The organism is Stenotrophomonas sp. a6 (assembly GCF_030913325.1).
Lineage (GTDB): Bacteria > Pseudomonadota > Gammaproteobacteria > Xanthomonadales > Xanthomonadaceae > Stenotrophomonas > Stenotrophomonas maltophilia.
This window is the reverse complement of sequence record NZ_CP133161.1, coordinates 377,301-403,234: the sequence shown is the minus strand read 5'-3', so window position 1 is coordinate 403,234 and position 25,934 is coordinate 377,301. Positions and strand designations below refer to the sequence as shown.

Genomic DNA, 25,934 nt, shown 5'->3' with positions numbered 1-25,934 from the left:
GTGGCCTCAGAAGTTCCAGGTCACCACCAGCTGGGTGTAGCGCGGGGCCTGCCAGCGCGTCCCGGTGGCGAACGTCGCTTCGCGGTACTGGCCGGGCTGCGCTTCATAGCGCTGGTGCACGTTGATGGTCTTCTGGTTGTTGAACAGGTTGTACACCGACAGCCGTGCACTGAGATCGATACCCTCCACCGGCAGGCGCCAGGTTACGTTGGCGCCCATGGTCCAGGTCCACGGCAGGCGACCGAACGCGCCGCGCGGGCTGTACTCGAACTGGCGCTGGTTGTACGGGCCCGAACAGTTGGCCACGCACAGCCAGCCGGTGCCACCACCGCTACCTTCGCTGGAGGTACTGCCACCGGCGATGGAATCGTTTGGCCACATCACGCCGTAGGCCGTGATCGGGCCACCGGACTGCACCTGCAGCGTGGTGCCGAACGACCATTGCTTGTTCAGCGCGTAAGCGGCACGCAGCTTGAACTGGTGGCGGAAGTCGTTGAACAGCACGCCATAGCGCTCGTTGGTGGCCGGATGGTCCCAGAACTGCACCATGCCCGTGTCGCCGTAGTTGGTATCGGAATTCACCGGGCCTTCGAAATTGCCCTCGCTCTTCGACCACAGGTAGGACGCGTTGAACATCCACTTCTCGTCCCATGCACGGTCGATCTGGAACTCCAGTGCCTTGTAGGTGCGCTTGGGCTTGGAGTAACCGATCACCTCGCCACTGCCGCCCTTCCGATAGCCGCTGTTGGCGGTGTCAATGGTGATCCAGCCTTCGGTGGCGCAGCCGATGCTCCTGTCGCCCCAGATCGTCAGGCTCTCGCCCGGGTTGGCGATCGGCCACAGCGTGCTGGGGGTCGGGCCGCATGGGGTGTAATTGATGCGGATGTCGTCCAGCGCACGGGTCATGCGTCGATAGGTGGCGTTGACGCCCCACGACCATGCCTGGTTGATCATGTTCTGGAAGCCCAGGATGTACTCGTCCTGGTAGACCGCCTTGAGGTCGCGATCCACACTCTGGCGCAGGTCGGCACCGCCGGTGTTCATGCGGGTGTCGGTCGGCCCGATCTGCTGGCCGACGACCGGTGCCATGTACGGTGAGCCGGTCGGCGAGGTTTTCCGCTCCCAGCCATTGAGCACGTAGTAGCTGTACTCGTCGGTCAGGCCACCTGCGAAATTCACGTTGATGTTGTTGGTGACAGGCAGGTAGTAGCGGCCGGCGTTGCCGAACAGCTTGGTGCTGCCATCACCGCGCATGTCCCACGAGAAGCCGACGCGAGGTGCGATCAGGTCATCCATCTTGATGAACGCCTTGCCGGCGGCGGTACGGTTCTCGAAACGGTCCCAGCGCACGCCCAGGTTCAGCATCAGGTTCGGGGTGATGTTCCAGATGTCTTCCACGTACAGCGCATTGGCTTCGGTCTCGAACGTGCCGCCGGAGCGGCGGTTGCGCGCACGCAGCATTTCGGTAACGCCAGCCGGTACGTAGGCATTGGCACCGTCCCAGACTTCATCGCCGGGGCGCGCCACGTAGGCGGTGTAGCTCAGTTCGGTCGGGCCGGGGTAGCGGGTGGACTGCTTTGTGGTCATCAGCTCACGGTCGACACCGAAGCGCAGCAGGTGGTCACCCAGCTGCCATTCGAAGTCCAGTCGCGCCACGTCACGGGTATCGTCACGCTCGGCCACTGCCGTGCCCGTGGGGTGGCAGCCTGCGCGCAGGCCCTGCAGCTTGCCCAGGCGCGGGCCGTAGGTACTGTCGGTGAACACGGGGCTGCAGGCCTGATCCAGCGATGAATTGGTGAACGCACGCTGGTTGTTCTGGCCGACCATGGCGCGCGCGGTGAAGTTCTGTCCGAAGTGGCCGGTGTAGGTGGCCGACCAGTTGCGGCCGCCGGTCTCGGTGACCGAATCGCCGCCCCAGGCGCCGAGCTGGTCGGCGTTCCAGTTGTAACCGTACGACGCATTGGTGACATCGCCCTCATCCGAGAACGCCAGCAGCGCCAGGCTGTGGTTGTCGTTGATGTTCCAGTCCAGCTTGGTGCCCCAGAAGCCGTTGCCGGAATCGTTCTTGAACCAGGTACTGCCATCGGACGAGGTGTTGTGTCCCTTGTCGCTGCGGTCTTCGTACATCGCGAACAGGAACAGCTTGTCCTTGACGATCGGGCCGGAGCCCCACACGTTGGTCTTCAGGAAGGAGTTGTTGTCGCGGCTGCCGTAGGAATGCGGGGTGCCGTCGCGGTGGAAATGATCGCCGCCACTGGCGCGCCACGCACTGGGCTCGGCGGTGACTTCAACACCGCCCTCGAATTCGTTGCTGCCCGAACGGGTCACCGCATTGATCACGCCACCGGTGGAGCGGCCGAACTCGACCGAGTAGCCACCGGTCTTGACCTGGAACTCCTTGAAGAAGGCGAACGGCGCGGTGCTGAAGCCGCGACGGGTATACATGTCGGTGACATTCAGGCCATTGATGAAGACCGCATTCTCGGCCACCGATGAACCAGCGAATGACAGGCCGCCGAATGACGAGTTGCCGCCGACCACGCCCGGCGCCATCAGCGCGACCGCAGACAGGTCCTGCGCCACCGGCAGCCGCGAGATCTCCTGGCGGTTGATGTTGAAGGATGTCTCGGTGGAGTAGACATCCACGCGGTTGACCACGCGGGTGCCGACCACCTGCAGCGCATCGAGATTGGTGACGCCGCCGCCACTGGCCAGGTTGACCGTGGTGGTTCCGCCTACTGCCACACTGACAGCAATCTGATCGCCCAGCTTCTGGCCATCGCGGCTGAGCTGCAGCTGGTAGTCACCTACCGGCAGCTGGCCGAGGCGGTAGCTGCCGTCGGCGCCGACGGTGACGGTACGGGTCAGACCCGTACTGTTGCTGACCACGGTCACCTGGTCGCCCGCGGTTGCACGGCCGGCAACTGCGCCGCTCACGTTCTGTGCCATCGCGATGCCGGGCAGCACTACGCCCAGACACGCCCCAAGGGCGACGCACAACGCCGCCCGCTTGATGCTGTAAGCCTTCATCCCCTGCTCTCTCCTGCAAGAATTGAATGGTGTGGAATGCGGTGTGTCGCGCTAGCGTTGCCTGGCTGGCAGTACCCGCCACTGGAAGTCGTAGCTCCATTGGTCGAAGTACAGGTTGCCGCCTGCCCACTCGGCCTCGCCGCGCTGCGAGTCGACCGTTTCCGAGCGGAAGTGCTGCTTGGCCGGCACGAAGGGCTGGCCGAAATCGTCGTTGAAGGCGATGCGGTAGCCGTCGAGGCCACCCAGGTAGAAATCGCGCAGTGCAGGCACATCGCTGGCAAGCGCGCCGGTGGTCACGTCCATCGGCAGCCAGCCGTATGGCGCCAGGTAGACCTGTCCCCAGTCATGCAGGTTGTTGTAGCCGCTGCCGTCGCTGGAGAACACCATGCCCGACTGCCAGCGTGCAGGAATGCCGTTCATGCGCAGCAGCGCGATCAGCAGCAGGGTCTGCTGCCCGCAATCCGCATGGCCGGCGCGCAGCGCATGATCACTGATGTTGCTGAGCGTCGAGTATTCACGCGCACCGGCCCATGGAATGCGGTCCACGGCGGCAAACAGCTTGCGCAGCACTTCATACGGACGTGTCTCGCCCTGCAGTACCTGGTCGGAGAACAGCTTCAGCGCCGGGGTGAAGCGCACATGCGGCAGCTGCTCGGCCAGATAGGGCTTCAAGGCCGGATCAGCCGGGGTTGGCTGTACCTTGGCCGGGTCGATCGCGGTATGCCGGGCGAGGATCGTGACCGCGTAGCGGATCTCGAAGCGCGTCGGCTGCCCAGCCACTGCCTTGGCTTCCAGGTACGCGGTGCGCTGCAGGGTACTGGCCGGTGCCACCCGCGCCTTGCCCGGGGTGCTGCCCAGCCACTGCACCTGTTCCTGCTGCCCGGGGATTTCGCGCGGGTACGGAATCCACGCGCGGATCGTTTCACCGGCGGGCACCACATCGGATTTCACCGTGAGCGACTGGGTGAATTCGTAGCGCTGCGGCAGTACCGACGCCTGGCCACTCTGTTCGGCCGCGGCAACCACGCCTGCGTGGTGGGCGTTGAGCACTTCGTTGGGGCCCGGAGGCGGCATCGGTGCATCCGTGCGGCGGCGCGCGCGTGCTTCGTCGCTGAGCAGGAACAGGTTCGACGGTGCGCGCTTGAAGTACCAACGCTCGCCATCGGTATCGAGATGCTCGATCAGGCCGAGTTGGTCCCAGCGCGCAAATTCCTCGTCGGTCAGATCGGGAATCCAGCGGCGCACGGCCGCCTTGGCCGCGGCCTCGTCGAGGGAAAAATCCAGGCGGATGCGGCGCATGCGCTCGCGCTGGAAGGTCCCCTCGGTGGTATCGCCTGCCGTTGCCAGCAGCGCTTCGGCATCGCTGAAGCGACCGCTGTCGATCAGGTCGATCACCTGCGTCTGGCGCGCCCGCTGCTGGCTGCTATGCCCATCCGTCGCGTGCGTGGCCGACACCCACAGCAGCAACACGGCACCCAGGCCGGCGGCGGCAGTCAGACGCGGTTTGCGAACGGCAGGATCCACAGCGACACTTCCCCAGCGCGGGTGGTAATGGCTGTGTAACACGGGCCGGGATGCCGGTCAATAATTTATTCTTGCTTTCCATGCCGAAAGGAATAAATATTCCAACAGGCATTCGAGGAGGGTGTTCACCGCATGAGCCTGGCTTTCCGCGAACGGCACCGGCATTGGCCGCGCCGCTTGACCCTGGCCCTGTGCCTGCTGGCCGCTCCGGCCTTTGCACAGGCGGCCCCACGGCCCGACCCGGGTGCGCCGCTGCCCTATGTGATCGGCCTGCACGAGGCCTATCTGACCCCGCAGTACTGGGCCGCGCGCCTGGACAACGCCGATGCGCCGATTCTGGATCGCGCGCAGATCGAAGCACAGAACGCGCGGATGCGGGCGCAGGACAGCCACATCCAGGACATCGCCGCACTGCCCGCCCAGCTTGATGCGGCGACGGTTCGCGCCAGCATCACCGCGCTGTCGAGCTGGCCCACCCGCGCCCTCTACAACGACAAGGGCCAGGCGATCGCACCCGCGCTGCGCAGCGCGATCGAAGCCAACCTCGGCCTCGATGCGATCCCTGCCAAGGTGGCACCGGCCTACGGGCTGGTGGTGAAGCGCGCGGCACTGCGTACCTTCCCCACCCGCGAGCGGGTCTTCAGCACTGCCGGTGACACCGACATCGACCGCTTCCAGGAATCGGCACTGTTCCCCGGCGACAAGGTCGCCGTGGTCCACCGCAGCGCCGACGGCCGTTGGCTGTTCGTGCACAGCGAGCGCTACAGCGCGTGGATCGAAGCCGATGCCATTGCCAGCGGCGACAAGGCCACGGTGCTTGGCTATGGCACGAAGGGCCCGTACCGCATTGTCACCGGCGCCACCGCGCAGACCGTCTACACCCCGGAAGAACCGCGCGTTTCGCGCCTGCAGCTGGATATGGGCGTACGCCTGCCGGTGCTGGCCGACTGGCCCGCTTCAGAACCCGTGAACGGCCAGCAGGCGCATGCCTCGTGGGTGGTGCAGTTGCCGGTGCGCGAGGCCGATGGGCGTCTGAAGCTCGTACCGGCGCTGCTGCCGCGCTCGCAGGACACCGCCGCCGACTACCTGCCACTGACCCCGCGCCTGCTGCTGCAGCAGGCCTTCAAGTTCCTTGGCGAACGCTACGGCTGGGGCCACGACTACGACACCCGCGACTGCAGCGGGTTCGTCTCCGAGATCTACCGCAGCTTCGGCGTGCTGCTGCCGCGCAATACCAGTGCACAGGCGGTCAGCCCGGCACTGGATCGCCTGCCGTTCACCGACAAGGTCGGCAAGGCCGCGCGCGACCGTGCGGTCACCGAACTACAGGTCGGCGACCTGGTCTACATCCCCGGCCACGTGATGATGGCCATTGGCCACGTCGACGGCCGCACCTGGGTGATCCACGATACGGCGGGCGGCAGCTGGTTCGGTGCCGACGGCAGACGTGTGCAGGCCCATCTCAATGGTGTTTCGGTCACGCCGCTGGAGCCGATGATGGCCAGCGATACCGTCCGCTACATCGACCGCATCACCAACATCCAGCGCCTGCGGGCCAAGACCCCCTGAATGAAGATCACTGCCATCGAACTGGGCATGCTGCGCGTGCCGCTGAAGACGCCGTTCAAGACTGCCCTGCGCACGGTGGAAACCGTGGAAGACGTGGTCGTACTGATCCGCACCGACACCGGCAACACCGGTTACGGTGAAGCCCCGGCCACCGCGGTGATCACCGGCGATACGCACGGCTCGATCATCGAAGCGATCCGCCACTTCATCGCCCCGCGCCTGATCGGCCAGGACGTGGTCAACCTCAACCATCTGTGCACGCTGGTGCAGACCGCGATGGAGCGCAACACCAGCGCCAAGGCAGCGGTGGAGATCGCGCTGTACGACCTGTGGGCGCAGCTGCACGGTGCGCCGCTGTACCAGATGCTCGGTGGTGGCGACCCGGTGATCACCACCGACATCACCATCAGCGTGGACTACATCGACAAGATGGTGGCCGATTCGCTGTCGGCGATCGAACGCGGCTTCGAGTCGCTGAAGATCAAGGTCGGCAAGGACATCGGCCTGGACATCGAACGGGTCAAGGCCATCCATGCCGCCGTGGAAGGCCGCGCCCTGCTGCGCCTGGATGCCAACCAGGGCTGGACCGCCAAGCAGGCGGTGCATGCGATGCGTACGCTGGAAGAGGCCGGCGTGGTACTGGAGCTGCTGGAACAACCGGTGAAGGCGGCTGACATCAGCGGCCTGAAGTACGTCACCGATCGCGTCAACACGCCGGTGATGGCCGATGAAAGCGTGTTCAGCCCGAGCCAGGTGATGGACCTGATCCAGCAGCGCGCGGCCGACATCATCAACATCAAGCTGATGAAGACCGGCGGCCTGTCCAACGCGATCCGCATCGCCGACATTGCCGGCATCTACGGCGTGCCGTGCATGATCGGCTGCATGATCGAATCGAGCATCAGCGTGGCCGCCGCCGTGCACCTGGCCGTGGCCAAGAGCGATGTGATCACCAAGGTCGATCTGGACGGTCCCTCGCTGGGCCAGTTCGATCCGGTCAGCGGCGGCGTGCATTTCAACGAATCGGAGATCAGCATCAGCGACGTACCGGGGCTGGGCATTACTGAGGTGCGTGGGCTGGAGATGCTGGGGTGATTTCTGCCTTGCGGCTGACGTTGCGTGCCACTGACGCTGGGTCGCGCGTTACTTTTCTTTTCGCGAAAAGAAAAGTAACCAAAAGAAACGCTCCGCCGGCCGCGAGCCGACGTGCTGCGCACGTCGGTGCCCTGCGCTCCTCGGTCCGCCGAGGGACGGCGCGGAACTCGCTGCGCTCAGACACCCGCGCCTCTTCGCCCTCGCCGGACCTGCGGTGCTCGGCTCGCTACAAGGCGGACTCAACGTCAAAGGCAACAACTGCACTCCGTAACCTCTTCGCGGCTGGAACCCGCCCGACCCATTCCATGGCACGCTCTACGCTGTCAACCGCAACGCGCCTACACATGCCCGGACACCCCGCATGCCGCCCCTGCTGAAGATCCGTTCCGAGCGCGGGCAGATGTCGGCCATCGAGCGCCGCATCGCCGACTTCATCCTCGACAACGCCCACCTGCTGCGCGACTACTCGTCCCAGCAGCTGGCCAGCGCGCTGGGCATCAGCCAGTCCAGCGTGGTGAAGTTCAGCCAGAAGCTCGGCTTCAAGGGTTACCCGGACCTGAAGTACTCCATCGGCCAGGATGTCGCCCGTGCTGGCGCCGATCCGCAGCAGGCCCCCAGCGAACCCGACAGCGGCGACGACTACCTGCGCCTGGGCGACACCCTGCGCCGCAGCAAGGCGCAGGCCGAGGAGGAAACCCGCCAGGCCAACCCACGCGAGGAAATCGAGCGCATCGTGCAGCTGCTCGACGGCGCGCCCAAGCTGTTCGTGTACGGCCTGGGTGACGACGGCCTGTTCGCGCGCGAGTTCGCCATGCGGCTGTCGCTGCTCGGCCTGCTGGTGGTACCGCATACCGACCCGATCCTGATGCTGGCCAACCTGTCGGCCGCGCGCCCCGGTGATGCGCTGCTGGTGTTCTCCGAATTCGGCAACCTGCCGCAGCTTTCGCAGCTGTCGCGGCAGTTCCAGGACATGGGTGGCAAGGTGATTTCCATCACCCGCCATACCGCCAACCCGCTGCGCGCGCATGCTGACGCAGCACTGGTGGTGTGCGCGCACGAGCGCACGCCGCAGGTCGCGCAGCTGCTGTACCGTAGCGCCATGCACGCCCTTCTCGATTTCCTGTTCGTGCTGCTCTGCCACACCAATCCGGACCGCCAGCAGCAGCTGGCGGTGAACCTGGAGCGGATCGACCACCTGCTGGATTCCTGACCGGAGCACCTGTTGATGAAATCGCTGGTCCGTCTCGCTACCGCTGCACTGCTGCTTGCCGCGGCGGTATCCGTCCACGCTGCGCCGCTGCAGGGTGCGCGCCAGCTGATCGTGGTCACCAGCGAAAGCTGGGACAGCACACAGGGCCAGCTGCAGGCCTATGTGCGTGATGGCAAGGGCTGGCATGCACATGGAGAGGCGTTCCCGGTGGCACTGGGCCGCACCGGCAGCGCCTGGGGCCTGGGCCTGCACCCGGCGCAGGCCGATGGCCCGCAGAAGCAGGAAGGCGATGGCCGCAGCCCGGCAGGCGTGTTCGCGCTCGGCAGCGCGTTCGGCTATGCCGTCACCCGCCCCGGCACCGCCATGCCCTACCAGCCGATGCTCGACAGCAGCTACTGCATGGATGTGCCGGCGTCGCCGTTCTATAACCGCATCGTCGACGCGAAGAAGGTCGGCAAGGCAGCTGTGGAAGGCTCCACCGAGCCGATGCGGCTGGATCTGCACAACAAGGGCGACGTGCGTTACCAGGAGGGCTTCGTGATCGCCCACAACCCGGACAACCAGCCCGGCAAGGGCAGCTGCATCTTCGCCCATCTGTGGCGCCAACCCGGTGAGGCCACGGCCGGCTGCACCGCCATGCCGCAGGCCCGCATGCAGGCCCTGCTGGACTGGTTGCGGCCGCAGGATGCGCCGCGCTTCGTGCTGCTGCCGCGCGCCGAGTACACGCGCCTGCAGGCCCAGTGGCAACTGCCCGCACTGCGTGGAGACGCCCGTTGAGCGCGCAGGACGAACCGCAGCTGCAGCGCGCGGTCAGCCGCTGGCAGATCGTCGGCCTGTCGATCAACGATGTGATCGGCAGCGGCATCTACCTGCTGCCGGCCGCCACCGTCGCCCTGCTCGGCCCCTTCAGCCTGTGGGGCGTGGTCGCCGCCGGTATCGTCGTGGCGCTGCTGGTGCTGTGCTACGCGCAGGCCGCCAGCTACTTCGACGAGCCCGGTGGCAGCTACCTGTATGCACGCGAGGCGTTCGGGCGCTTCGCCGGGTTCGAGATCGGCTGGATGATCTGGCTGACCCGCATCAGCTCGGCAGCCGCACTCAGCAACGCGCTGGCCGATGCCGTCGCGCGTTTCTGGCCGTGGGCCGGTGCCGGCATGGGGCGCATCGCGGTGATCGTGGTGTCGCTGGGCTTCCTGACCGGCGTCAACATCATCGGCGTGCGCTCGGCCGCGCGTACCGGCGTGGTGCTGGTGATCGGCAAGATGTTGCCGCTGCTGCTGTTCGTGGCCATCGGCGCGTTCTACATCGACCCGCAGCTGGCCTTCTCCGGCCAGCGCCCCGACCCGCACGACCTGCAGCGCATGGGCGAGGCCGCGTTGCTGCTGCTGTACGCCTATGCCGGCTTCGAGAACATCCCGGCCGCCGCCGGCGAGTACCGTAATCCGCGTCGCGATATTCCGTTCGCGCTGATCACCATGATCATCACCGTCACCGTCATCTACGGCGCGGTGCAGGTGGTGGCACAGGGCACGCTGGCCGGCCTGGCCAGCTCGGCCACGCCGCTGGCCGATGCCGCTGCCGGCTTCGGCGGCGAAGCACTGGCGCTGATCCTCACCGTAGGCGCGACCATCTCCATCCTCGGCACCAACAGCAACACGATGATGATGGGCCCGCGCTTCCTGTTCGCACTGGCCCGCGATGGCTATGGGCCGAAGATCCTGGCGCAGGTGCATCCGCGCTTCCACACGCCGGCCGCGTCGATCCTGTGCCAAGGCCTGATCGCGCTGGGCCTGGCCCTGTCCGGTTCGTTCGTGCAGCTGGCCCTGCTGTCGATGACCACGCGCCTGTTCGCCTACATCGGAACGGCCGCTGCGGTACTGGTGCTGGCCAAGCGCTATGCGGACCGGCCGGGCGCACTGAAACTGCCGGGTGGCCCGCTGATTCCGGTACTCGCGCTGCTGCTGTGCCTGGCGCTGTTCGCCAGTGCCAGCTGGCAGAACATCGCTGCTGCGCTGGTGGCGTTCGCCATCGGTGCGGTGATCTACAAGCTGCCGCGAAAAGATGCCGACGCCGGATGACCGTTAGCGCCGGGCCATGCCCGGCGGATTGATCTGGTGATCACGCTGCCGGACCGGGCCGTTAACCGCCACGCAGGCAGGATCAGGCTTCGTCCACAACGGAGCCTTCCATGACCGAGTACCAGATCCCCGGCCGCGTACCGGACGACAGCACGCCGCGCGATGCGGTCAGCAACTACTGGCGCGAACGCTACACCGCCGAACCGTACTACGACGACCAGCTGTTCTTCGAGGACTATGAACCGGCTTACCGCATCGGCCATGCCGCCCGTGCGCAGGACATGATCCGCGCCTACGAACAGGTCGAAGCTGAACTGGAGTCGCGCTGGGCCAGCGAGCGTGGCCGCAGCCGGCTGGAATGGGCGCAGGCACGCAATGCCGTGCGCCGTGGCTGGGAGGATGCGCAGTTGGCGGATCCGCGGTTGAAGCGATAACGCCATGCTTTTGTCGGGCCGAGCCTACGCTCGGCTCGACTCCACAAACGCCGCACGACAGCCGAGCATGGGCCCGGCTCTACACATTCACTCCTGTTCCGGCAGCGGCGGCACGACCGCGCTGCGCTTGCTCTCACCGCCACCGGCGGCGATCAGGTCGCGGGTGTTCTTCTGCACCGCCACCGCGCCGAACAGCGACAGTGCATACGCCATGCCGTAGAAGCCCTTCTCGCTCGGTGCCAGCGTGGCATTCCACAGGCCAACCAGCAGCAGCATCAACGCCGACAGCAGTGCGAACCAGCACAGCGCGTAGTACAGGCCACTCACCGGAATGCCCTCGACGCGGTCACGCACGCTCTTCTGCAGCGACACCGCCGCGAACAGGCCGAACAGCAGCAGGGTCAGGTAGTAGCCCTTTTCGTTGAGCGCCATCGTGGCGTTGAACAGACCGATCAGGTAGGCCGCCGCACCCAGCAGCAGGGCCACCCATGAGGCGGCGATGAAGGCGGTGGAGGGCTTGTGGGGCATGGCAGTGTTCATTGCAGATCCTTGGCAGGCAGACGGGCACGCTTTGCCCGGGCGTGCCCACCCTAGACGATCCCGCCGCGCTCGCACAGGGGTCGCAGGACCTTCGGGCCACGACGCTCACGGCGCCGGTGGTATACAAGGGACAGCCCGGCCATCCGCATCCCCGCACTGGAGATACCCATGACCCGCACGCCCCTGCTGCTCGCCCTCGGCCTTGTGCCGATCCTTGCCACCTCCGCCTGCAATGCCGCCGACCCGGCCGCCAACGGCGCCCAGACCGCAGCGCCCGCAGCCTCCACCACTGCCGACCAGCGCCCGTTCACCGCCACCGAAATCAGCCGGTTCGACCAGCCGTGGGCGATGACCTTCCTGCCGGACGGCAGCCTGCTGGTCACTGAAAAGCGCGGCAAGCTGCAGCACCTGGACCTGGCCAGCGGCCAGAAGCATGAGATCACCGGCGTTCCGAAGGTCGCTTACGGCGGCCAGGGCGGCTTCGGTGACGTGATCCTGCACCCGCAATTCGCCAGCAACCACGTGGTCTATCTCAGCTATGCCGAGGAAGGCACGCTGGACACCCGCGGCGCTGCCGTGGCCCGTGCCACGCTGGCGCTGGATGCCAACGGTGCCGGCCAGCTGAAGGACCTGAAGGTGATCTGGCGACAGAGCCCGAAGGTGAGTGGTGAAGGCCACTACGGCCATCGCCTTGCTTTCGGCCCGGACGGCAAGCTGTGGATCAGCTCCAGCGAGCGCCAGAAGTTCGATCCGGCGCAGGACATGGGCGGCAACCTCGGCAAGATCATCCGCCTCAACGAAGATGGCAGCCTGCCTGCCGACAACCCGTTCGCCTCGCAGGGCGGCGTGGCCGCGCAGGTGTGGTCACTGGGCCACCGCAACATCCTCGGCATGGCCTTCGATGCCAACGGCAAGCTGTGGGCACACGAGATGGGCCCGGCCGGCGGTGACGAGCTGAACCTGATCGTGCGCGGCGCCAACTACGGCTACCCGATCGTTTCCAATGGTGACCATTACGACGGCCGGCCGATTGCCGACCACAGCACCCGCCCGGAATTCGCCGCGCCGAAGGTGACCTGGACGCCGGTGATCTCGCCGGCCGGCTTCGTGATCTACAGCGGCAACCTGTTCCCGCAGTGGAAGGGCAGCGGCTTCATCGGCGGCCTGTCCTCCACCTCGCTGGTGCGCGTGGCTTTCGACGGCGACAGCGCGCGCGAAGCCGAACGCTTCAACATGGGCGAGCGGATCCGCGAAGTGGAACAGGGCCCGGATGGCGCCCTGTGGCTGCTGGAAGACGGCAGCAAGGCGCGCCTGCTGAAGCTCACCCCGAGCACCTGAGGTAGTGCCGGCCGCTGGCCCGCACGTTTGTCCGCAACGGCCCCGCACGCGGGGCCGTCTGCGTTCATTGGATGGTGATGACCTTCACCTCGGTCTTCGTGCAGGCCTGGTCCAAGCACTGCCCGTTCAACCACACCTGGCCGCTGCCGATCATCACGCCCTGCTGGTTGACGAACACCTTGCCGAAATCCTGCTCGGACACCGCCTTGACCACCGCCGGGGTGATGATCTTCTCGTAGTTGCGCTGGAACTCACCGGGGCCGGTGATCTTCTTTCCGCCACCGACGTTCAATGGAAAGCGCACTTCCTCGACCACCGCAGCGCGATCGCCGCCAACCACGGCGGCCTTGAACGCATTGAAGACCTTCTCGAACTGCGCCGCATCGCCAAGCAGCGTTTCGATGCGCGCGCGTGCGTCTTCGGCGGGCGCTTCCGCTGCGGGCGCGGCCGGTGCCGAAGCAGCGGGTTCAGTGGCAGACGCCGCAGGCGTTGCCGGGGCGCTGGCCTCCATCGGCGGCGGTGCATCCGCCGCAGGCCCGGCCGGCGGTGCCGCCGGCTGCGAGCAGGCGGCCAGCACCAGGGCGGGAATCAGACAAGCCATCCGGCGCATGCGCGCACTCCGTCGAAACAGGGAGCCCGATGGTAGCGCCGCCGCGGTGAGGACAACAAAAAGGGGACGGAGGGGATTAAGTCGTTAGTGGCACAAACGACTTAATCCCCTCCGTCCCCTTTTTCTTCGATCAGGCCTTCAGCAGCTCGAACTGCACGGCTTGGCCGGCCGCCGAGGACGCGCAGACCCACAGGTCAAAGTGGCCCGGTTCGGCACGCAGCACGCCGTCGCGGCCGGTGAAGGCCAGTTGCTCGCGGGTGAGGGTGAACACCACGTCGGTCGACTCGCCTGGCTGCAGTGCCACCTTGCGGAAGTCCTTCAGTTCACGCACCGGACGCACGCGGCTGGCCACGCGGTCGTGGATGTACAGCTGCACCACTTCCTCGCCGGCCACGTCGCCGCTGTTGGTCAGCGTGGTGGTGATGGTCAGGGTGTCGTCCCAGCCGAGCTGCGCCGCACTCAGCTGCGGCACGCCGTAGGCGAAGGTGGTGTAGCCGATGCCGTGGCCGAACGGGTACAGCGGCTCGTTCGGGATCTCGCGCCAGCGAGCCTTGAACTCCGACATGGTCGGCAGTTCCGGGCGGCCGGTGCGCGGGTGGTTGTAGAAGTACGGCTGCTGGCCGGACACCTGCGGGAAGCTGACCGGCAGGCGGCCGGACGGGCTGTAGTCGCCGAACAGCACATCAGCCACGGCATGGCCGGTCTGCGTGCCCAGGTACCAGGTGACCGCCACCGCGTGCGCGTTGCGCACCGCGCCCTGCAATGCCAGCGCACGGCCGTTGCGCAGCAGCACCACCAGCGGCTTGCCGGTCATCGCCACCGCCTCGGCCAGTGCCTGCTGTGCCGGCGGCAGGGTGATCTCCACGCGCGACTGCGCTTCACCGCTGTAGCGCTGCGGTTCGCCCAGCGCCAGCACCACCACGTCGGCGCGCAGCGCGGCAGCCACCGCTGCTTCGGTGCCGCCCGGAATGGCAGTTTCCAGTTCGCAGCCCGGCACGATCTCCAGCAGCGTTTCATCGCCGATGGCGGCGCGCACGCCGGTTTCCAGATCCACGTAACGCTGCTTGTCGCCGAACAGCGTCCAGCAGCCTTCAATGTTCTCGCGGTCCTGCACGAACGGGCCGATCAGCGCGATCTTCTGCCCGGTCTTCTGCAGCGGCAGCACGTTGTCGCGGTTGTTCAGCAGCACGATCGAACGGCGCGCGGCATCGCGCGACAGTTCGTCATGCGCGGCGAGGTACGAGGTATCGGCTTCGCGCGCCGGGTCCAGCGAACGGTACGGGTTGTCGAACAGGCCGATGGTTTCCTTCAGCCACAGGATGCGGCGCACGCCCTCATCCAGCACCGCCATCGGCACCTCGCCGCTCTCGACCAGGCCCGGCAGGTGCTCGGCGTAGAAGCCGCTCTGCATGCTCAGGTCCAGGCCGGCGGTGAACGCCTTGGCGGTGGCATCGCGGTCGTCGGCGGCATAGCCGTGCGCGACCAGTTCCATATCGGCGGTGTAGTCGGAGATCACCACGCCCGGGAACCTCCATTCACCGCGCAGGATGTCGGTCAGCAGTTCGGCGTTGGCACTGGCCGGCACGCCGTTGATGTCGTTGAACGAGGACATCACGGTGATCGCGCCGGCGTCGAAGGCGGCCTTGAACGGCGGCAGGTGCACGTCGCGCAGGGTCTGCGGCGAGATGTCCACCATGTTGTATTCCATGCCGGCCATCACCGCGCCATAGGCGGCGAAGTGCTTCGGCGTGGCCAGCAGCGAATCGGCGGCGCGCAGGTCGCTGCCCTGGAAGCCGCGCACGCGGGCGGCGGCAAAGGCACAGCCCAGCACCACGTCCTCACCGGCACCTTCGGCGCCACGGCCCCAGCGCTGGTCGCGGGCGATGTCCACGGCCGGGGCATAGGTCCAGTGCAGGCCAGCGGCCGTGGCCTCGATGGCGGTGGCGCGCGCGGTGCGCTCGGCCAGCGCCGGCTCGAAGCTGGCGGCCTCGCCCAGCGGGATCGGGAACACGGTGCGCATGCCGTGGATGACGTCGGCCGCCAGGATCACCGGGATGCCCAGGCGGCTCTCTTCGGTGGCGACCTGCTGGATCCGGCGGCCCAGTTCGGCGCCCACACCATTGAACAGCGAGCCGACCTTGCCCTCGCGCACCTGCTGCAGCACCTGGTCGGCATTGCGCACGTTGGCTTCCGGGTTCACGTCCGGGGCGAACGGGCGGACCATGTCCGCGAAGACACCCAGCTGGCCGACCTTTTCCTCGACGGTCATCTGGGCAATGAGGGATTCGATGCGATCGGAGGCCACCGGCAGTCCTTGATGAAAACGTTTACAAGCCCGGCATTCTAGCGATCCCGAGCCGTTTGGCGAGAGGTTTCTTCATTCAGTTTCAGCCACCAGCGGGGTCCGTATGGCCCCGCCGGGGGCACCGCAGCTTACTCCGAGCCGGCCAGCTGGCGCTGCCCGGCCATCAACATGGCGTCGCTGGAGGCCTGGAACACCCGCAGGCCGAAGGCCGGCAGGATCGCCAGCAGGTGGTCGAAGATGTCTGACTGCACCGCCTCGTACTCGGCCCAGGCGGTGCTGCGGGTGAAGCAGTACAGCTCCAGCGGCAGGCCTTCGGTGGTCGGCTGCAGCTGACGTACCAGCAGGGTCATGTCGGTATGGATGCCCGGGTGGCTGCGCAGGTAGCGCTCCACATAGGCCCGGAAGGTACCCAGGTTGGTCACCCGGCGGCTGTTGACCTCGGCCACGCCCTGCTCGCGCAGGCGCCCGTTCCACTGCCCCAGCTCCTGCTCCTTGGCCTGCAGGTAGTCGCGCAGCAGCGCGAATTCACCGAGGAAGGCCAGGTCGCCCTCATCCAGGAAGCCGACGCTGTGCTGGTCCAGGTACAGCGCGCGCTTGATCCGGCGCCCACCCGCCTCCTGCATGCCGCGCCAGTTCTTGAACGACTCGGTCACCAGCTTCTTGGTCGGGATGGTGGTGATGGTCTTGTCGAAGTTCTGCACGGTGATGGTGTGCAGGGCGATGTCGATCACATCGCCATCGGCGTTCTGGCTGGGCATCTCGATCCAGTCACCGATGCGCACACGACCATCGCCACTGATCTGTACGCTGGCCACCAGCGACAGGATGGTGTCCTGGAAGATCAGCATCAGCACTGCGGTGGCGGCGCCGAGACCGGTGACCAGATAGCGGAGGTCGACGCCGGCCAGGGTGGCAACGATCGACAGGCCGGCGATCACGAAGATGACGATCTTGGCGACCTGCAGGTACCCCTTGATCGGCTTGTTGCGTGCCTCGGGGCGGCGCTCGTAGAGATCATTGGCCGCATCCAGCGCATGCGAGATGGCCAGCACCACGGTCAGGATCGCCCACGCCTGGCAGGCGCCGATGATGAAGCTCACCAGCCCCGGCGGCAGGTCCGGCACGATGCGGATGCCCGAGGCGATCACCTGGCTGGGCACCACATTGGACAGACGCGAGATCACCCGCATCAGGTGGCTGCCGCGGCCGGTATCAGCGCCCGGCAGGCGGCTGAGCAGGCGTCGCAGCCCGCGCAGCAGGATGCGCTTGGTCACCCAGTTGGCCAGGCCAGCGGCGATCAGCAGCGCCGAGATCATCAACGCCAGGTAGGCGCCAGGATAGGGTTCCAGTGTGTTCTGCAGCCGTTCCAGCCACTGTACCGCCACCACCGCGTCCACCATCGGTTGTCTCCTGTCTGTTTCGTTGTTGCCAAGGTTGCCGGCCAGCGGCCGGCACTACCGGGGTTGCTGGCCAATGGCCGGCGCGACCGGGTCAGTCCCGCGTGCGTTCGATGATCACGCCCACCGCGCGCGCGCCGCGCACCGCGCCCGGCTTGCTCAGCTTCAGGCGCAGCCACTTCACATCGAATTCGTCCAGCACGATCTGCGCGCAACGTTCGGCCAGGGTCTCGACCAGGCCGAACTCCGACTCGCGCACGAACTGTTCCAGGCGCTTGCTCACCGCCTTGTAGTTCAGGGTGTGGGCGATGTCATCGGTGGCTGCGGGGCGACGGTTGTCGAAGCCCATTTCCAGGTCGAACACCAGGTCCTGGCGGATCCGCCGCTCCCAATCGTAGATGCCGATCAGGGCGTCGATCGTCAGCCCCTCGATGAAAACCTTGTCCATTGCGGTTACCAGCCGAATACAGACGGCCATGGTACCGGCACGGCGGTGAGCCTGCCCGGAACGGGCGGCGGGCCACCGGCGTGGGGCGGTCCGGAAAAAACAAAGGGCCCTGCTAGCGGGGCCCTTTGGTACTACCGTTTGTCCCCGGGGGGAGCTGAAATCCAGCCGCGAGTCCCGGTGGCGCAGGCACGCAGATTAGGCAAGGACCAGATCGCCGGTCAAGGCCAAATCCGACAGGACAGGTCAGGTATTCGTCCGAGGCAAAACGCAGAAAATCAGCCGCGCGGACAAGGACGTTCCCTGATGGTCGCCGCCGCCCACTCTCGCGAACATCGATTCCTCCTTCACCACCGCACATGACGATGGCTCCATACGATGTACTGCGGCGCGCGTTGTCAGCGGAGCGTCTGTCTACTTACGAGAGAATCGCATCGAGCTGCAGCCCCGACGTCACAGCCGAATCCCTGTACCTGTGGAACATGCGGATGTGCAGTGCACTGATGATGCCGGTCCATCTGTGCGAAGTGGTCACCCGCAACGCCGCTGCAGCTGTGCTCGCCAGGCAGCATGGCCCGCGTTGGCCCTGGAATAATGCCTTCCGACGGAGGCTGCCAACCTCATCCAGTACTTCTCCGCGCACGGTACTGGAACAACTTGCCAGCCGCGTAACCGATACACCTGGGATCGTCGCCAACCTGCCGATGGTGTTCTGGCAGCAACTCTTTACCTGTCGCTTCGACTCCACGCTTTGGATACCCGCACTCAGCAGGGTTCTGCAGCATGCTCCCTCTGCTCATCCCAGTGCCGTCAGGAAAGCCATCCATGCGGATATCGGACGCATCCGCCACCTGCGCAACCGCATCGCCCATCACGAGCCCATCCTCGAGCGCGACATCGGCGCCGACCTGGCCGCGATCGGGCGGCTGATCCATGCCCGCTGCCCACACACGCTGGGCTGGCTGCAGCGCCATGAGCGGGCGACAACCGTGCTGGCGGCGTCGCCGTTGGCAGTGCATCGGTAATGCGCCCGCCGGGCATGGCCCGGCGCTATCGGTTCACACCGCCGGCAGGGTCGCCATGTCCCAGCGCGGGGTCACATCCACCTTCGGCGGACTGTGCTGGCCGGCCTGCAGGCGCAGCGCGCCGGCGAAGGCAATCATCGCGCCGTTGTCGGTGCACAGTGCCGGCCGCGGGAAGCAGGCGCGGCCGCCGAGGCGCTCGGCCATCTGCTGCAGGCGGGCGCGCAGGCGCGTGTTGGCGCCGACGCCGCCGGCCACCACGATCACGTTGGTCCCCGCCGCTTCCAGCGCGCGCTCGCACTTGATCGACAGGGTCTCGACCACCGCATCTTCAAAGCCCCGGGCGATGTCGGCACGGGTCTGCTCGCTCTGGTCGCTGTCGCGCCAGGCCATCAGGACCTGGGTCTTCAGGCCGGAGAAGCTGAAATCCAGCCCCGGGCGGTCGGTCATCGGCCGCGCGAAGCGATACGCGCCCGGCGTGCCCTGCTCGGCCAGCCTGGCCAGCTGCGGGCCACCGGGGTACGGCAGCCCCATCAGCTTGGCGGTCTTGTCGAAGGCTTCGCCGGCCGCATCATCCAGGGTTTCGCCCAGCAGGCGGTACTGGCCGATCGCATCCACCGCCACCAGCTGGGTATGGCCACCGGACACCAGCAGTGCCACGAACGGCGCTTCCGGCCGGTCGTCTTCCATCAGCGGGGCCAGCAGGTGGCCTTCCATATGGTGTACGCCCACGGCCGGTACCTCCAGCGCCCAGGCCAGCGAACGCGCCACGCCCGCGCCCACCAGCAGCGCGCCGACCAGGCCGGGACCGGCCGTATAGGCCACGCCATCGATATCGCCTACCCCCAGACCGGCTTCGGCCAGGGTCTGGCGCACCAGCGGCAGCAGCTTGCGGACGTGGTCGCGGCTGGCCAGTTCTGGCACCACACCCCCGTATTCGGCGTGCAGGGCGATCTGGCTGTAGACCGCATGGGCGCGCAGGGCCGCGCTGCCGGACAGGCCGGTGTCATACACCGCCACGCCGGTCTCATCACAGGAAGATTCGATGCCAAGGACTCGCATGCCTGCTATTATGACGCCCCTGCCGCCCCCTCGGGGGATGTGCAGATCTCACTGCTTTCGAACTTCCGGCCCGTATTCAGGGTTGGCCGCTTGCAGTTTGTCTATTCGCCGCTATAATGTGCGGCTCGCCGGGCGTGACCCGGTTCTACTGTGTCCCGGAGATTCCATGCCCAGCGTCAAAGTCCGCGAGAACGAGCCCTTCGAGTTTGCTCTTCGCCGCTTCAAGCGCACTTGCGAAAAGGCCGGTGTGCTGGCCGAAACCCGCAAGCGCGAGTTCTACGAAAAGCCGACCCAGGAGCGCAAGCGCAAGGCCGCCGCTGCTGTGAAGCGTCAGCTGCGCCGCTCGTCGCGCGACGTCACCAAGCGTCAGCGCCTGTACTGATCGGACGCATCTTCATTGCGGCGGGCCTGCCTGTCGCGATGGAGCCGAAGCCGGCACGCGCGAGCGTCGCCGGCTTTTTGCGTTTCCGGGTTCGGGCATCCGCCCCCGCCCCACCTACCACCACGAGGTTCCTCATGAGCATGAAGCAGCAGCTCACCGAAGACATGAAGGCCGCCATGAAGGCGGGCGAGAAGCACAAGCTGGGCGTGATCCGCCTGATCAATGCCGCCATCAAGCAGCGCGAAGTGGACGAGCGCATCGAACTGGACGACACCGCCGTGATCGCCGTGCTCGACAAGATGGTCAAGCAGCGCAAGGACTCGGTCAGCCAGTACGAAGCCGCCAACCGCGAAGACCTGGCCGAGATCGAGCGCGCCGAGATCGTGGTCATCGAAGCCTACCTGCCGGCCAAGATGGGCGAAGCCGAGATCGTGGCCGCCATCCAGGCCGCCATCGCCGAAACCGGCGCCTCCGGCCCGGCCGACATGGGCAAGCTGATGGGCGCACTGAAGCCCAAGCTCGCCGGCCAGGCCGACATGGGCCTGGTCTCCAAGCTGGTCAAGCAGCTGCTGGCGTAATCCAGCACTTGCGGTCGGATCCCTTCCGCGACACGGAAGGGTTCTGACCCCATTGATGCACCCGCTTCACCGCACCTTCGTCGGTCGCCTGCTACAACCGCACACATGGTTGAACCCGAGCCCAACGTTCCCGTGTCACTGCACAAGTACATCAAGCGCCTGCAGGACAGCTTCCCGATGGCGGTGGCCAAGCGCTTCATCGACGTCGACGTGCTGACCCAGGCAGCTTCCGTCTCCTTTTACGCCCTGCTGTCGATGGCACCGTTGCTGGTGCTGCTGCTGTGGCTGACCGCCTCGCTGTACCCACCGGCCCAGCAGGCACTGATCGACCAGATCAGCTCGGTGGCCGGCAGCAGCGCGGCTACCGTGGCCGAAACCGTTCTGAAGAACGCCGACAACCAGCCGGATGTCGGCTCGCTGGCGGGTGTGTGGAGCACGCTGCTGCTGTTCGTCGGCGCCACCGCCGTGTTCGCCCAGCTGCAGAACGCACTGAACCTGATCTTCCGCACCAGCGGCGAGCGCCTGGAAGGCCTCAAGGCCTGGCTGCGCAAGCGCGTGTTCTCGTTCGGCGTGGTGCTGGCGCTGGGCTTCCTGCTGATCCTGTCGATGACCGCCACCACGGTGCTGCAGGTGGCCTTCGCGCAACTGCCCTCGATCCTGCCCGCGCTGGGGTACGTCACGAGCCTGCTGCTGTACGCAGTCGGCTTCGCCTTCATGTACCACTACCTGCCCGACCGTCGCGTGGCGTGGCGCCAGGCCTTCATCGGCGGCGTCATCACCTCGGCACTGTTCGCACTGGGCCGGTACGGCATCGGCGTCTACATCGCCACCGTGGCACCCGGCAGTGCCTACGGCTCGATGGGCGCGCTGGTGATCTCGCTGGTCTGGATCTACTACGCCACCGTCGTGTTCTTCGTTGGTGCCCTGATGACGGCGGTGATCGATGAGCGCCTGCGCGCGCGTCATCACCTGGCCGCAGCCGGCATTGATCCGGCAACCGCCAGCCAGGTGCCCGACAGGGGGTAAACTAGGCCGACCGCCCCCGGTTCCGTCGCGTGGTCCTGCACCGCGCCCTGCCCTGTTGCCCATGGCCCGTATCCCCGACGCTTTCATCGACGACCTGCTCGCCCGCACCGACATCGTCGAGGTGGTGGGCAGCCGCGTGCCTTTGAAGCGCCAGGGCAAGGAGTACGCCGCGCGCTGCCCGTTCCATGACGAGCGCTCCGCGTCGTTCACGGTCTCGCCCACCAAGCAGTTCTATCACTGCTTCGGCTGCGGCGCGCACGGCACCGCGATCAGCTTCCTGATGAACTACGACCGCCTCGAGTTCCTCGACGCGGTGGATGAGCTGGCCAAGCGCGCGGGCATGGAAGTACCGCGCAACGAGAACCCGCGCAGCCCCCAGCAGCAGGACGACAGCCGCGAGCTGTATTCGGCACTGGATGCCGCCGCCCGGTTCTTCCAGAAGAACCTGGAAGGCAGCGACAAGGCACGCAGTTACCTTGATGGGCGTGGCGTGGACGAAGAGAACCGCGCGCGCTTCCAGATCGGCTATGCGCCGGATGGGTACAGCGGCCTGCGCGATGCACTGGGCAAGGACGAGCGGCGCATGAAGCTGCTCGACCGCGCCGGCCTGTTCTCCAAGAACGATCGCGGCCATGTCTACGACAAGTTCCGCGACCGGGTGATGTTCCCGATCTTCGATCGTCGCGGCCGGGTGATCGCCTTCGGCGGCCGCGTGTTCGAGAAGGACGACGGCCCCAAGTACCTCAACTCGCCCGAAACCGCGCTGTTCCACAAGGGCCGCGAACTGTACGGCCTGTGGCAGGTGCGCCAGGCCAACCAGAAGATCGAGCGGTTGATCGTGGTCGAGGGCTACATGGACGTGGTCTCGCTGTTCCAGTTCGGTGTCACCCAGGCGGTGGCAACACTGGGTACCGCAACCACGCCGGACCATGCCGAGCTGCTGTTCCGCAACGCGCCGGACGTGTTCTTCTGCTTCGACGGCGACGCCGCCGGCCGCCGCGCCGGCTGGAAGGCGCTGGAGTCGGTGCTGCCGCGCATGAAGGATGGCCGCCAGGCCTTCTTCCTGTTCCTGCCCGATGGCGAGGACCCGGACACCATCGTGCGCAAGGAAGGCGCCGAGGCCTTCAACGAGCGCCTGAAGCAGGCCACGCCGCTGTCGCAGTTCTTCTTCGACGAACTGACCCGCGAGATCAACCTGGGCACGCTCGATGGCAAGGCACGCCTGGCCGAGCGCGCAAAGCCGATGCTGGCGCAGATTCCCGACGGTGCCTTCGGCGACCTGATGAAGCAGCAGCTGGCGCAGCTGACCGGGCTCGGCGGCAACGCCCAGGCTGCACGCACGCCGATGCCGCAACGCCAGCCTTCGCGCACGATCCAGCCGGTGGCCAGGCGCAGCCTGGTGCGCGGCGCGATCGCCGTGCTGCTGCAGCAACCCTCGCTGGCGCTGACCCTGGGCGGCAAGCATCACTTCCAGGGCCTGCGCCTGCCCGGTGTGGAACTGCTTCTGGAGCTGCTGGGGCTGGTCGAACAGCGCCCGGACATCAGCACCGGCGCCCTGCTGGAACACTTCGACGGCCGCGAGGAACAGGCCTCGCTGCATACATTGGCCGCACAGACGCTGCCCGGCACCGAAGCCAGCTGGACCCAGGAACTGCACGACGCAGTGGCCCAGCTGGAGAAACAGCTGCTGGTGCAACGTCTGGAGGAGTTGTTGGCAAAGCAGCGCCAGCAGGGCCTGGACGATACTGACAAATACGAACTGCGCGAGCTGCTCAAGGCCCGCGCCGGGCTGCGCCTGTAGCAGCAGAACGCTTTCACGGAGAGGACCATGCTGCTGCGCCTGACCTGCCTGCTGTTGTTGTCGCTCTGCCTGCCGCTGACGGCCCTGGCCGAAGAAGCATCCCTCAACGAAGTCCGCCCTGGCCTGTATGCCGGTGGCCAGCCCAGCGCCGCACAGCTGCAGGCCTTGGCCGCGCAGGGCGTACGCACGGTGATCGACCTGCGCCAGCCCGGCGAGGACCGGGGTTTCGATGAAACCCGCGCGGCCGAATCGCTGGGCCTGCGCTATGTGCGCATTCCGGTGGCCGGCGCCGAGGGCCTGGATGCGGCCAATGTGCGCGCCGTGCACCAGGCCCTGCAGCAGAGCCAGGGGCCGGTGCTGCTGCACTGCGCCTCCGGCAACCGCGCCGGTGCCGTGCTCGGCCTGGTCAATGCCCGCTATGAGCATGCCAGCCCGGAGCAGGCGCTTCAGCTCGGCCAGCGCGCCGGCCTGAAGTCGCTGGAAGCCGCCACCCGCCAGCGCCTGGCCACACCGGTCACCTCGCCCTGAACCACCCTCCGCACCAAGGACTCTGCCCACCATGACCCGCTGGTGGTCGCGCCTGCGACCGGACAACTTCACCCTCGCCCTGCTGTGCACCGTCGGCCTGGCCTCGCTGCTGCCGATGAAGGGCGCCGCCGCCATCGTCCTCGACGATGTCACCACCGTCGCCATCGCCGCGCTGTTCTTCCTGCATGGTGCGCGCCTGCCGCGCGAGTCGATCATCGGCGGCATGCTGCACTGGCGGCTGCACCTGACCATCCTGGCCTGCACCTTCATCCTGTTCCCGCTGCTGGGGCTGATGTTCAAGCCACTGTCGGGCTGGCTGCTGACTCCGGAGCTGTACCTGGGCGTGCTGTTCCTGTGCACCCTGCCGTCCACCGTGCAGTCGTCCATCGCGTTCACCTCGATGGCCCGCGGCAACGTGCCGGCAGCGGTGTGCAGCGCCTCGCTGTCGAGCATCCTCGGCGTGTTCCTGACCCCACTGCTGCTGACCGCGCTGGCCGGCACCTCCGGCGGCGTGCATGACCCACTGCACGCGATCGGCGGCATCATGCTGCAGCTGCTGGTGCCGTTCGTGGCCGGCCACCTGCTGCGGCCGTGGATTGCCGGCTGGGTGGAGAAGCAGCGCGCGCTGCTGCGCTACACCGACCAGGGCACGATCCTGCTGGTGGTGTATTCGGCGTTCGGCGAAGCGGTGACCGAAGGGTTGTGGAGCAAGACACCGCTGCTCTCGTTGCTGGCCGTGGCCGTGGTGGCTGCCGTGCTGCTCGGCATCGCCATGCCGCTGATCACCTTCATCGCCCGCCGGCTGCGCTTCAACCGCGAGGACGAGATCGCCATCGTGTTCTGCGGCTCGAAGAAGAGCCTGGCCACCGGCGTGCCGATCGCCAAGGTGCTGTTCGCCGGCGGCAGCCTCGGCGCGATCGTGCTGCCGGTGATGATCTACCACCAGATCCAGCTGATCGTCTGCGGTGTGATCGCGCAGCGGTATGCGCGGCGCAAGCCCTGACAGGGCACGCGGGTTGTTCCGAGTGAACCATCCACGCATGGCGTGGATCTACTCCAAACCACGGATGGCGTGAACCACCAGTAGATCCACGCCATGCGTGGATGGGTTGCCTGACGCTACGGATCCACGAGCGTGCCGACGCTCAGCTCCGGCATCCACACCCACAGGTCGTACGCCCGTTCCGCATGGGTATCGCCCCGCAGCCGCGGGGCCACCTGCTCTGGAAGTGGCCGCGCCATGCAACGGTCCGCGCACGCCCACGCCTGGCCACGCAGCGCACCCAACCGCACGCTGTAGATATCCAGGTCCCGCAGCTGGGAGGCCATCGGCTGCCTCTGCATTTCCGGCGGCATACCTTCCGGCCGCCGCAGCATGGCGTGGACATTGCCAGTCAGCACCAGCATGCGTGCATTGTCTGGCAACCCTCGATAGAGCCGTCGCAACTCGGCTGCCATGAAGTCATCGCGCGCCTGGTTGCCGCCACTGCTGGCATTGACGTCATAGCCAACCAATTCGATCACGCGCCCCTGCATCTTCAGCACACGCAGGCCTTCGATCATCGCCAGCATGTCGCGGCTGCGGCGACCATCATGCTGGTCATCGCGCACGGTCCAGAACGCGCGGCCGCGCAGGTGCCGGCGCGCCGTGGCCCCGCCATCGGATTCCAGATAGTCGCGCAGCACAGGGTTCTCGGCGCGTGGCAGTTCCAGCGCCAGCAGGACCGGGCCGTTGCGGCTGTAGTCGTCCACCAGCTGGCGTACCAGCAACGGCGTCTCGCGGGTGCCGTGGAACTCGCCCAGTATCAGCAGGCGGTGCTCACCGGCATGCTGGCGGATCTGCGCGGCGGTGTCATCGGCATGCGCGGTGAGGGCCACACCCAGCGCCAGCAGCAGCGCGGTGGTCCAACGGACGATCGAATGCATTCCTGCGCCCTCCTTTCCTTTGCGGTCAGGAACAGCA

Annotated in this window: 23 protein-coding genes; 14 read left to right on the top strand and 9 right to left on the bottom strand. The window is 66.7% G+C overall.

Annotated elements, in window-relative coordinates:
- Positions 1-6: 6 nt before the first annotated feature.
- The gene (locus Q9Q79_RS01860) at positions 7-3,030 is read right to left on the bottom strand and encodes a TonB-dependent receptor (protein WP_201863689.1); all 3,024 of its coding nucleotides are present in this window, start codon (positions 3,028-3,030) and stop codon (positions 7-9) included.
- 51 nt (positions 3,031-3,081) lie between these two features.
- Positions 3,082-4,554 carry a transglutaminase domain-containing protein gene (locus Q9Q79_RS01855; protein WP_201863691.1) on the bottom strand — a complete coding sequence of 491 codons (1,473 nt, stop codon included), beginning with the start codon at positions 4,552-4,554 and terminating at the stop codon, positions 3,082-3,084.
- A 132-nt stretch (positions 4,555-4,686) separates the two neighbouring features.
- Between Q9Q79_RS01855 and Q9Q79_RS01850 the strand changes: the two genes are divergently transcribed.
- From Q9Q79_RS01850 to Q9Q79_RS01825, 6 genes are all read left to right on the top strand, one after another.
- Complete coding sequence (locus Q9Q79_RS01850) at positions 4,687-6,123, top strand: SH3 domain-containing protein (protein WP_201863693.1); 1,437 nt, start codon at positions 4,687-4,689, stop codon at positions 6,121-6,123.
- A complete protein-coding gene (locus Q9Q79_RS01845) occupies positions 6,124-7,218 on the top strand; it encodes a dipeptide epimerase (RefSeq protein WP_005412042.1) in 1,095 nt (364 codons plus the stop codon).
- Positions 7,219-7,579: 361 nt separating this feature from the next.
- Positions 7,580-8,428, top strand: a complete 849-nt coding sequence (locus Q9Q79_RS01840) for a MurR/RpiR family transcriptional regulator (RefSeq protein ID WP_049459316.1) — start codon at positions 7,580-7,582, stop codon at positions 8,426-8,428.
- Positions 8,429-8,443: 15 nt separating this feature from the next.
- A complete protein-coding gene (locus Q9Q79_RS01835) occupies positions 8,444-9,205 on the top strand; it encodes a L,D-transpeptidase family protein (protein ID WP_043035505.1) in 762 nt (253 codons plus the stop codon).
- Positions 9,202-10,503, top strand: a complete 1,302-nt coding sequence (locus Q9Q79_RS01830; RefSeq protein WP_005407814.1) for an amino acid permease — start codon at positions 9,202-9,204, stop codon at positions 10,501-10,503. The genes Q9Q79_RS01835 and Q9Q79_RS01830 overlap by 4 nt, the downstream gene beginning before the upstream one ends.
- Positions 10,504-10,613: 110 nt before the next feature.
- Entirely contained in the window at positions 10,614-10,937 is a 324-nt protein-coding gene (locus Q9Q79_RS01825; RefSeq protein WP_201863695.1) for a hypothetical protein, read from the top strand.
- Between the two features lie 87 nt (positions 10,938-11,024).
- Here Q9Q79_RS01825 and yiaA read toward each other — a convergent pair whose 3' ends face one another.
- Positions 11,025-11,477 carry an inner membrane protein YiaA gene (yiaA, locus tag Q9Q79_RS01820; protein WP_005407812.1) on the bottom strand — a complete coding sequence of 151 codons (453 nt, stop codon included), beginning with the start codon at positions 11,475-11,477 and terminating at the stop codon, positions 11,025-11,027.
- 168 nt (positions 11,478-11,645) lie between these two features.
- Here yiaA and Q9Q79_RS01815 point away from each other — a divergent pair, with 168 nt between their 5' ends.
- Positions 11,646-12,815, top strand: a complete 1,170-nt coding sequence (locus Q9Q79_RS01815) for a PQQ-dependent sugar dehydrogenase (RefSeq protein ID WP_024958188.1) — start codon at positions 11,646-11,648, stop codon at positions 12,813-12,815.
- Between the two features lie 64 nt (positions 12,816-12,879).
- Here the strand turns inward: Q9Q79_RS01815 and Q9Q79_RS01810 are convergent, their stop codons facing one another.
- From Q9Q79_RS01810 to folB, 4 genes are all read right to left on the bottom strand, one after another.
- A complete protein-coding gene (locus tag Q9Q79_RS01810; protein ID WP_201863696.1) occupies positions 12,880-13,425 on the bottom strand; it encodes a hypothetical protein in 546 nt (181 codons plus the stop codon).
- A 130-nt stretch (positions 13,426-13,555) separates the two neighbouring features.
- On the bottom strand, positions 13,556-15,730 hold the full coding sequence (locus Q9Q79_RS01805) for a glycoside hydrolase family 3 N-terminal domain-containing protein (protein ID WP_201863698.1): 2,175 nt from the start codon (positions 15,728-15,730) through the stop codon (positions 13,556-13,558).
- A gap of 128 nt (positions 15,731-15,858) precedes the next feature.
- Positions 15,859-17,130 (bottom strand): mechanosensitive ion channel domain-containing protein, encoded by a 1,272-nt coding sequence (locus Q9Q79_RS01800; protein WP_100438294.1) that lies wholly within the window; start codon positions 17,128-17,130, stop codon positions 15,859-15,861.
- A 91-nt stretch (positions 17,131-17,221) separates the two neighbouring features.
- Complete coding sequence (gene folB / locus Q9Q79_RS01795; protein ID WP_005407807.1) at positions 17,222-17,575, bottom strand: dihydroneopterin aldolase; 354 nt, start codon at positions 17,573-17,575, stop codon at positions 17,222-17,224.
- A gap of 356 nt (positions 17,576-17,931) precedes the next feature.
- Between folB and Q9Q79_RS01790 the strand changes: the two genes are divergently transcribed.
- Positions 17,932-18,597, top strand: coding sequence for a hypothetical protein (locus Q9Q79_RS01790; protein ID WP_032965532.1), 666 nt, complete (start codon positions 17,932-17,934; stop codon positions 18,595-18,597).
- Between the two features lie 33 nt (positions 18,598-18,630).
- Here Q9Q79_RS01790 and tsaD read toward each other — a convergent pair whose 3' ends face one another.
- A complete protein-coding gene (gene tsaD, locus Q9Q79_RS01785; protein ID WP_201863704.1) occupies positions 18,631-19,656 on the bottom strand; it encodes a tRNA (adenosine(37)-N6)-threonylcarbamoyltransferase complex transferase subunit TsaD in 1,026 nt (341 codons plus the stop codon).
- 166 nt (positions 19,657-19,822) lie between these two features.
- Here tsaD and rpsU point away from each other — a divergent pair, with 166 nt between their 5' ends.
- The 6 genes from rpsU to Q9Q79_RS01755 all read left to right on the top strand — a co-directional run bounded on the left by rpsU (position 19,823) and on the right by Q9Q79_RS01755 (position 24,974).
- Positions 19,823-20,038: a 30S ribosomal protein S21 gene (rpsU, locus tag Q9Q79_RS01780; RefSeq protein WP_002808376.1), complete on the top strand. Its 216-nt coding sequence runs from the start codon at positions 19,823-19,825 to the stop codon at positions 20,036-20,038.
- Between the two features lie 134 nt (positions 20,039-20,172).
- A complete protein-coding gene (locus Q9Q79_RS01775; RefSeq protein WP_005412032.1) occupies positions 20,173-20,616 on the top strand; it encodes a GatB/YqeY domain-containing protein in 444 nt (147 codons plus the stop codon).
- Positions 20,617-20,721: 105 nt separating this feature from the next.
- Positions 20,722-21,642 carry a YihY/virulence factor BrkB family protein gene (locus tag Q9Q79_RS01770; protein ID WP_049396179.1) on the top strand — a complete coding sequence of 307 codons (921 nt, stop codon included), beginning with the start codon at positions 20,722-20,724 and terminating at the stop codon, positions 21,640-21,642.
- A gap of 61 nt (positions 21,643-21,703) precedes the next feature.
- Positions 21,704-23,443: a DNA primase gene (dnaG, locus tag Q9Q79_RS01765; protein ID WP_033833640.1), complete on the top strand. Its 1,740-nt coding sequence runs from the start codon at positions 21,704-21,706 to the stop codon at positions 23,441-23,443.
- A gap of 27 nt (positions 23,444-23,470) precedes the next feature.
- Positions 23,471-23,971, top strand: a complete 501-nt coding sequence (locus tag Q9Q79_RS01760) for a sulfur transferase domain-containing protein (RefSeq protein ID WP_049417775.1) — start codon at positions 23,471-23,473, stop codon at positions 23,969-23,971.
- Positions 23,972-24,002: 31 nt separating this feature from the next.
- The gene (locus tag Q9Q79_RS01755; RefSeq protein ID WP_049396182.1) at positions 24,003-24,974 is read left to right on the top strand and encodes a bile acid:sodium symporter family protein; all 972 of its coding nucleotides are present in this window, start codon (positions 24,003-24,005) and stop codon (positions 24,972-24,974) included.
- Between the two features lie 116 nt (positions 24,975-25,090).
- On the opposite strand, the gene Q9Q79_RS01750 is transcribed toward Q9Q79_RS01755, so the two are convergent.
- Positions 25,091-25,897 (bottom strand): calcium-binding protein, encoded by an 807-nt coding sequence (locus Q9Q79_RS01750; protein ID WP_201863706.1) that lies wholly within the window; start codon positions 25,895-25,897, stop codon positions 25,091-25,093.
- Between the last annotated feature and the right edge of the window lie 37 nt (positions 25,898-25,934).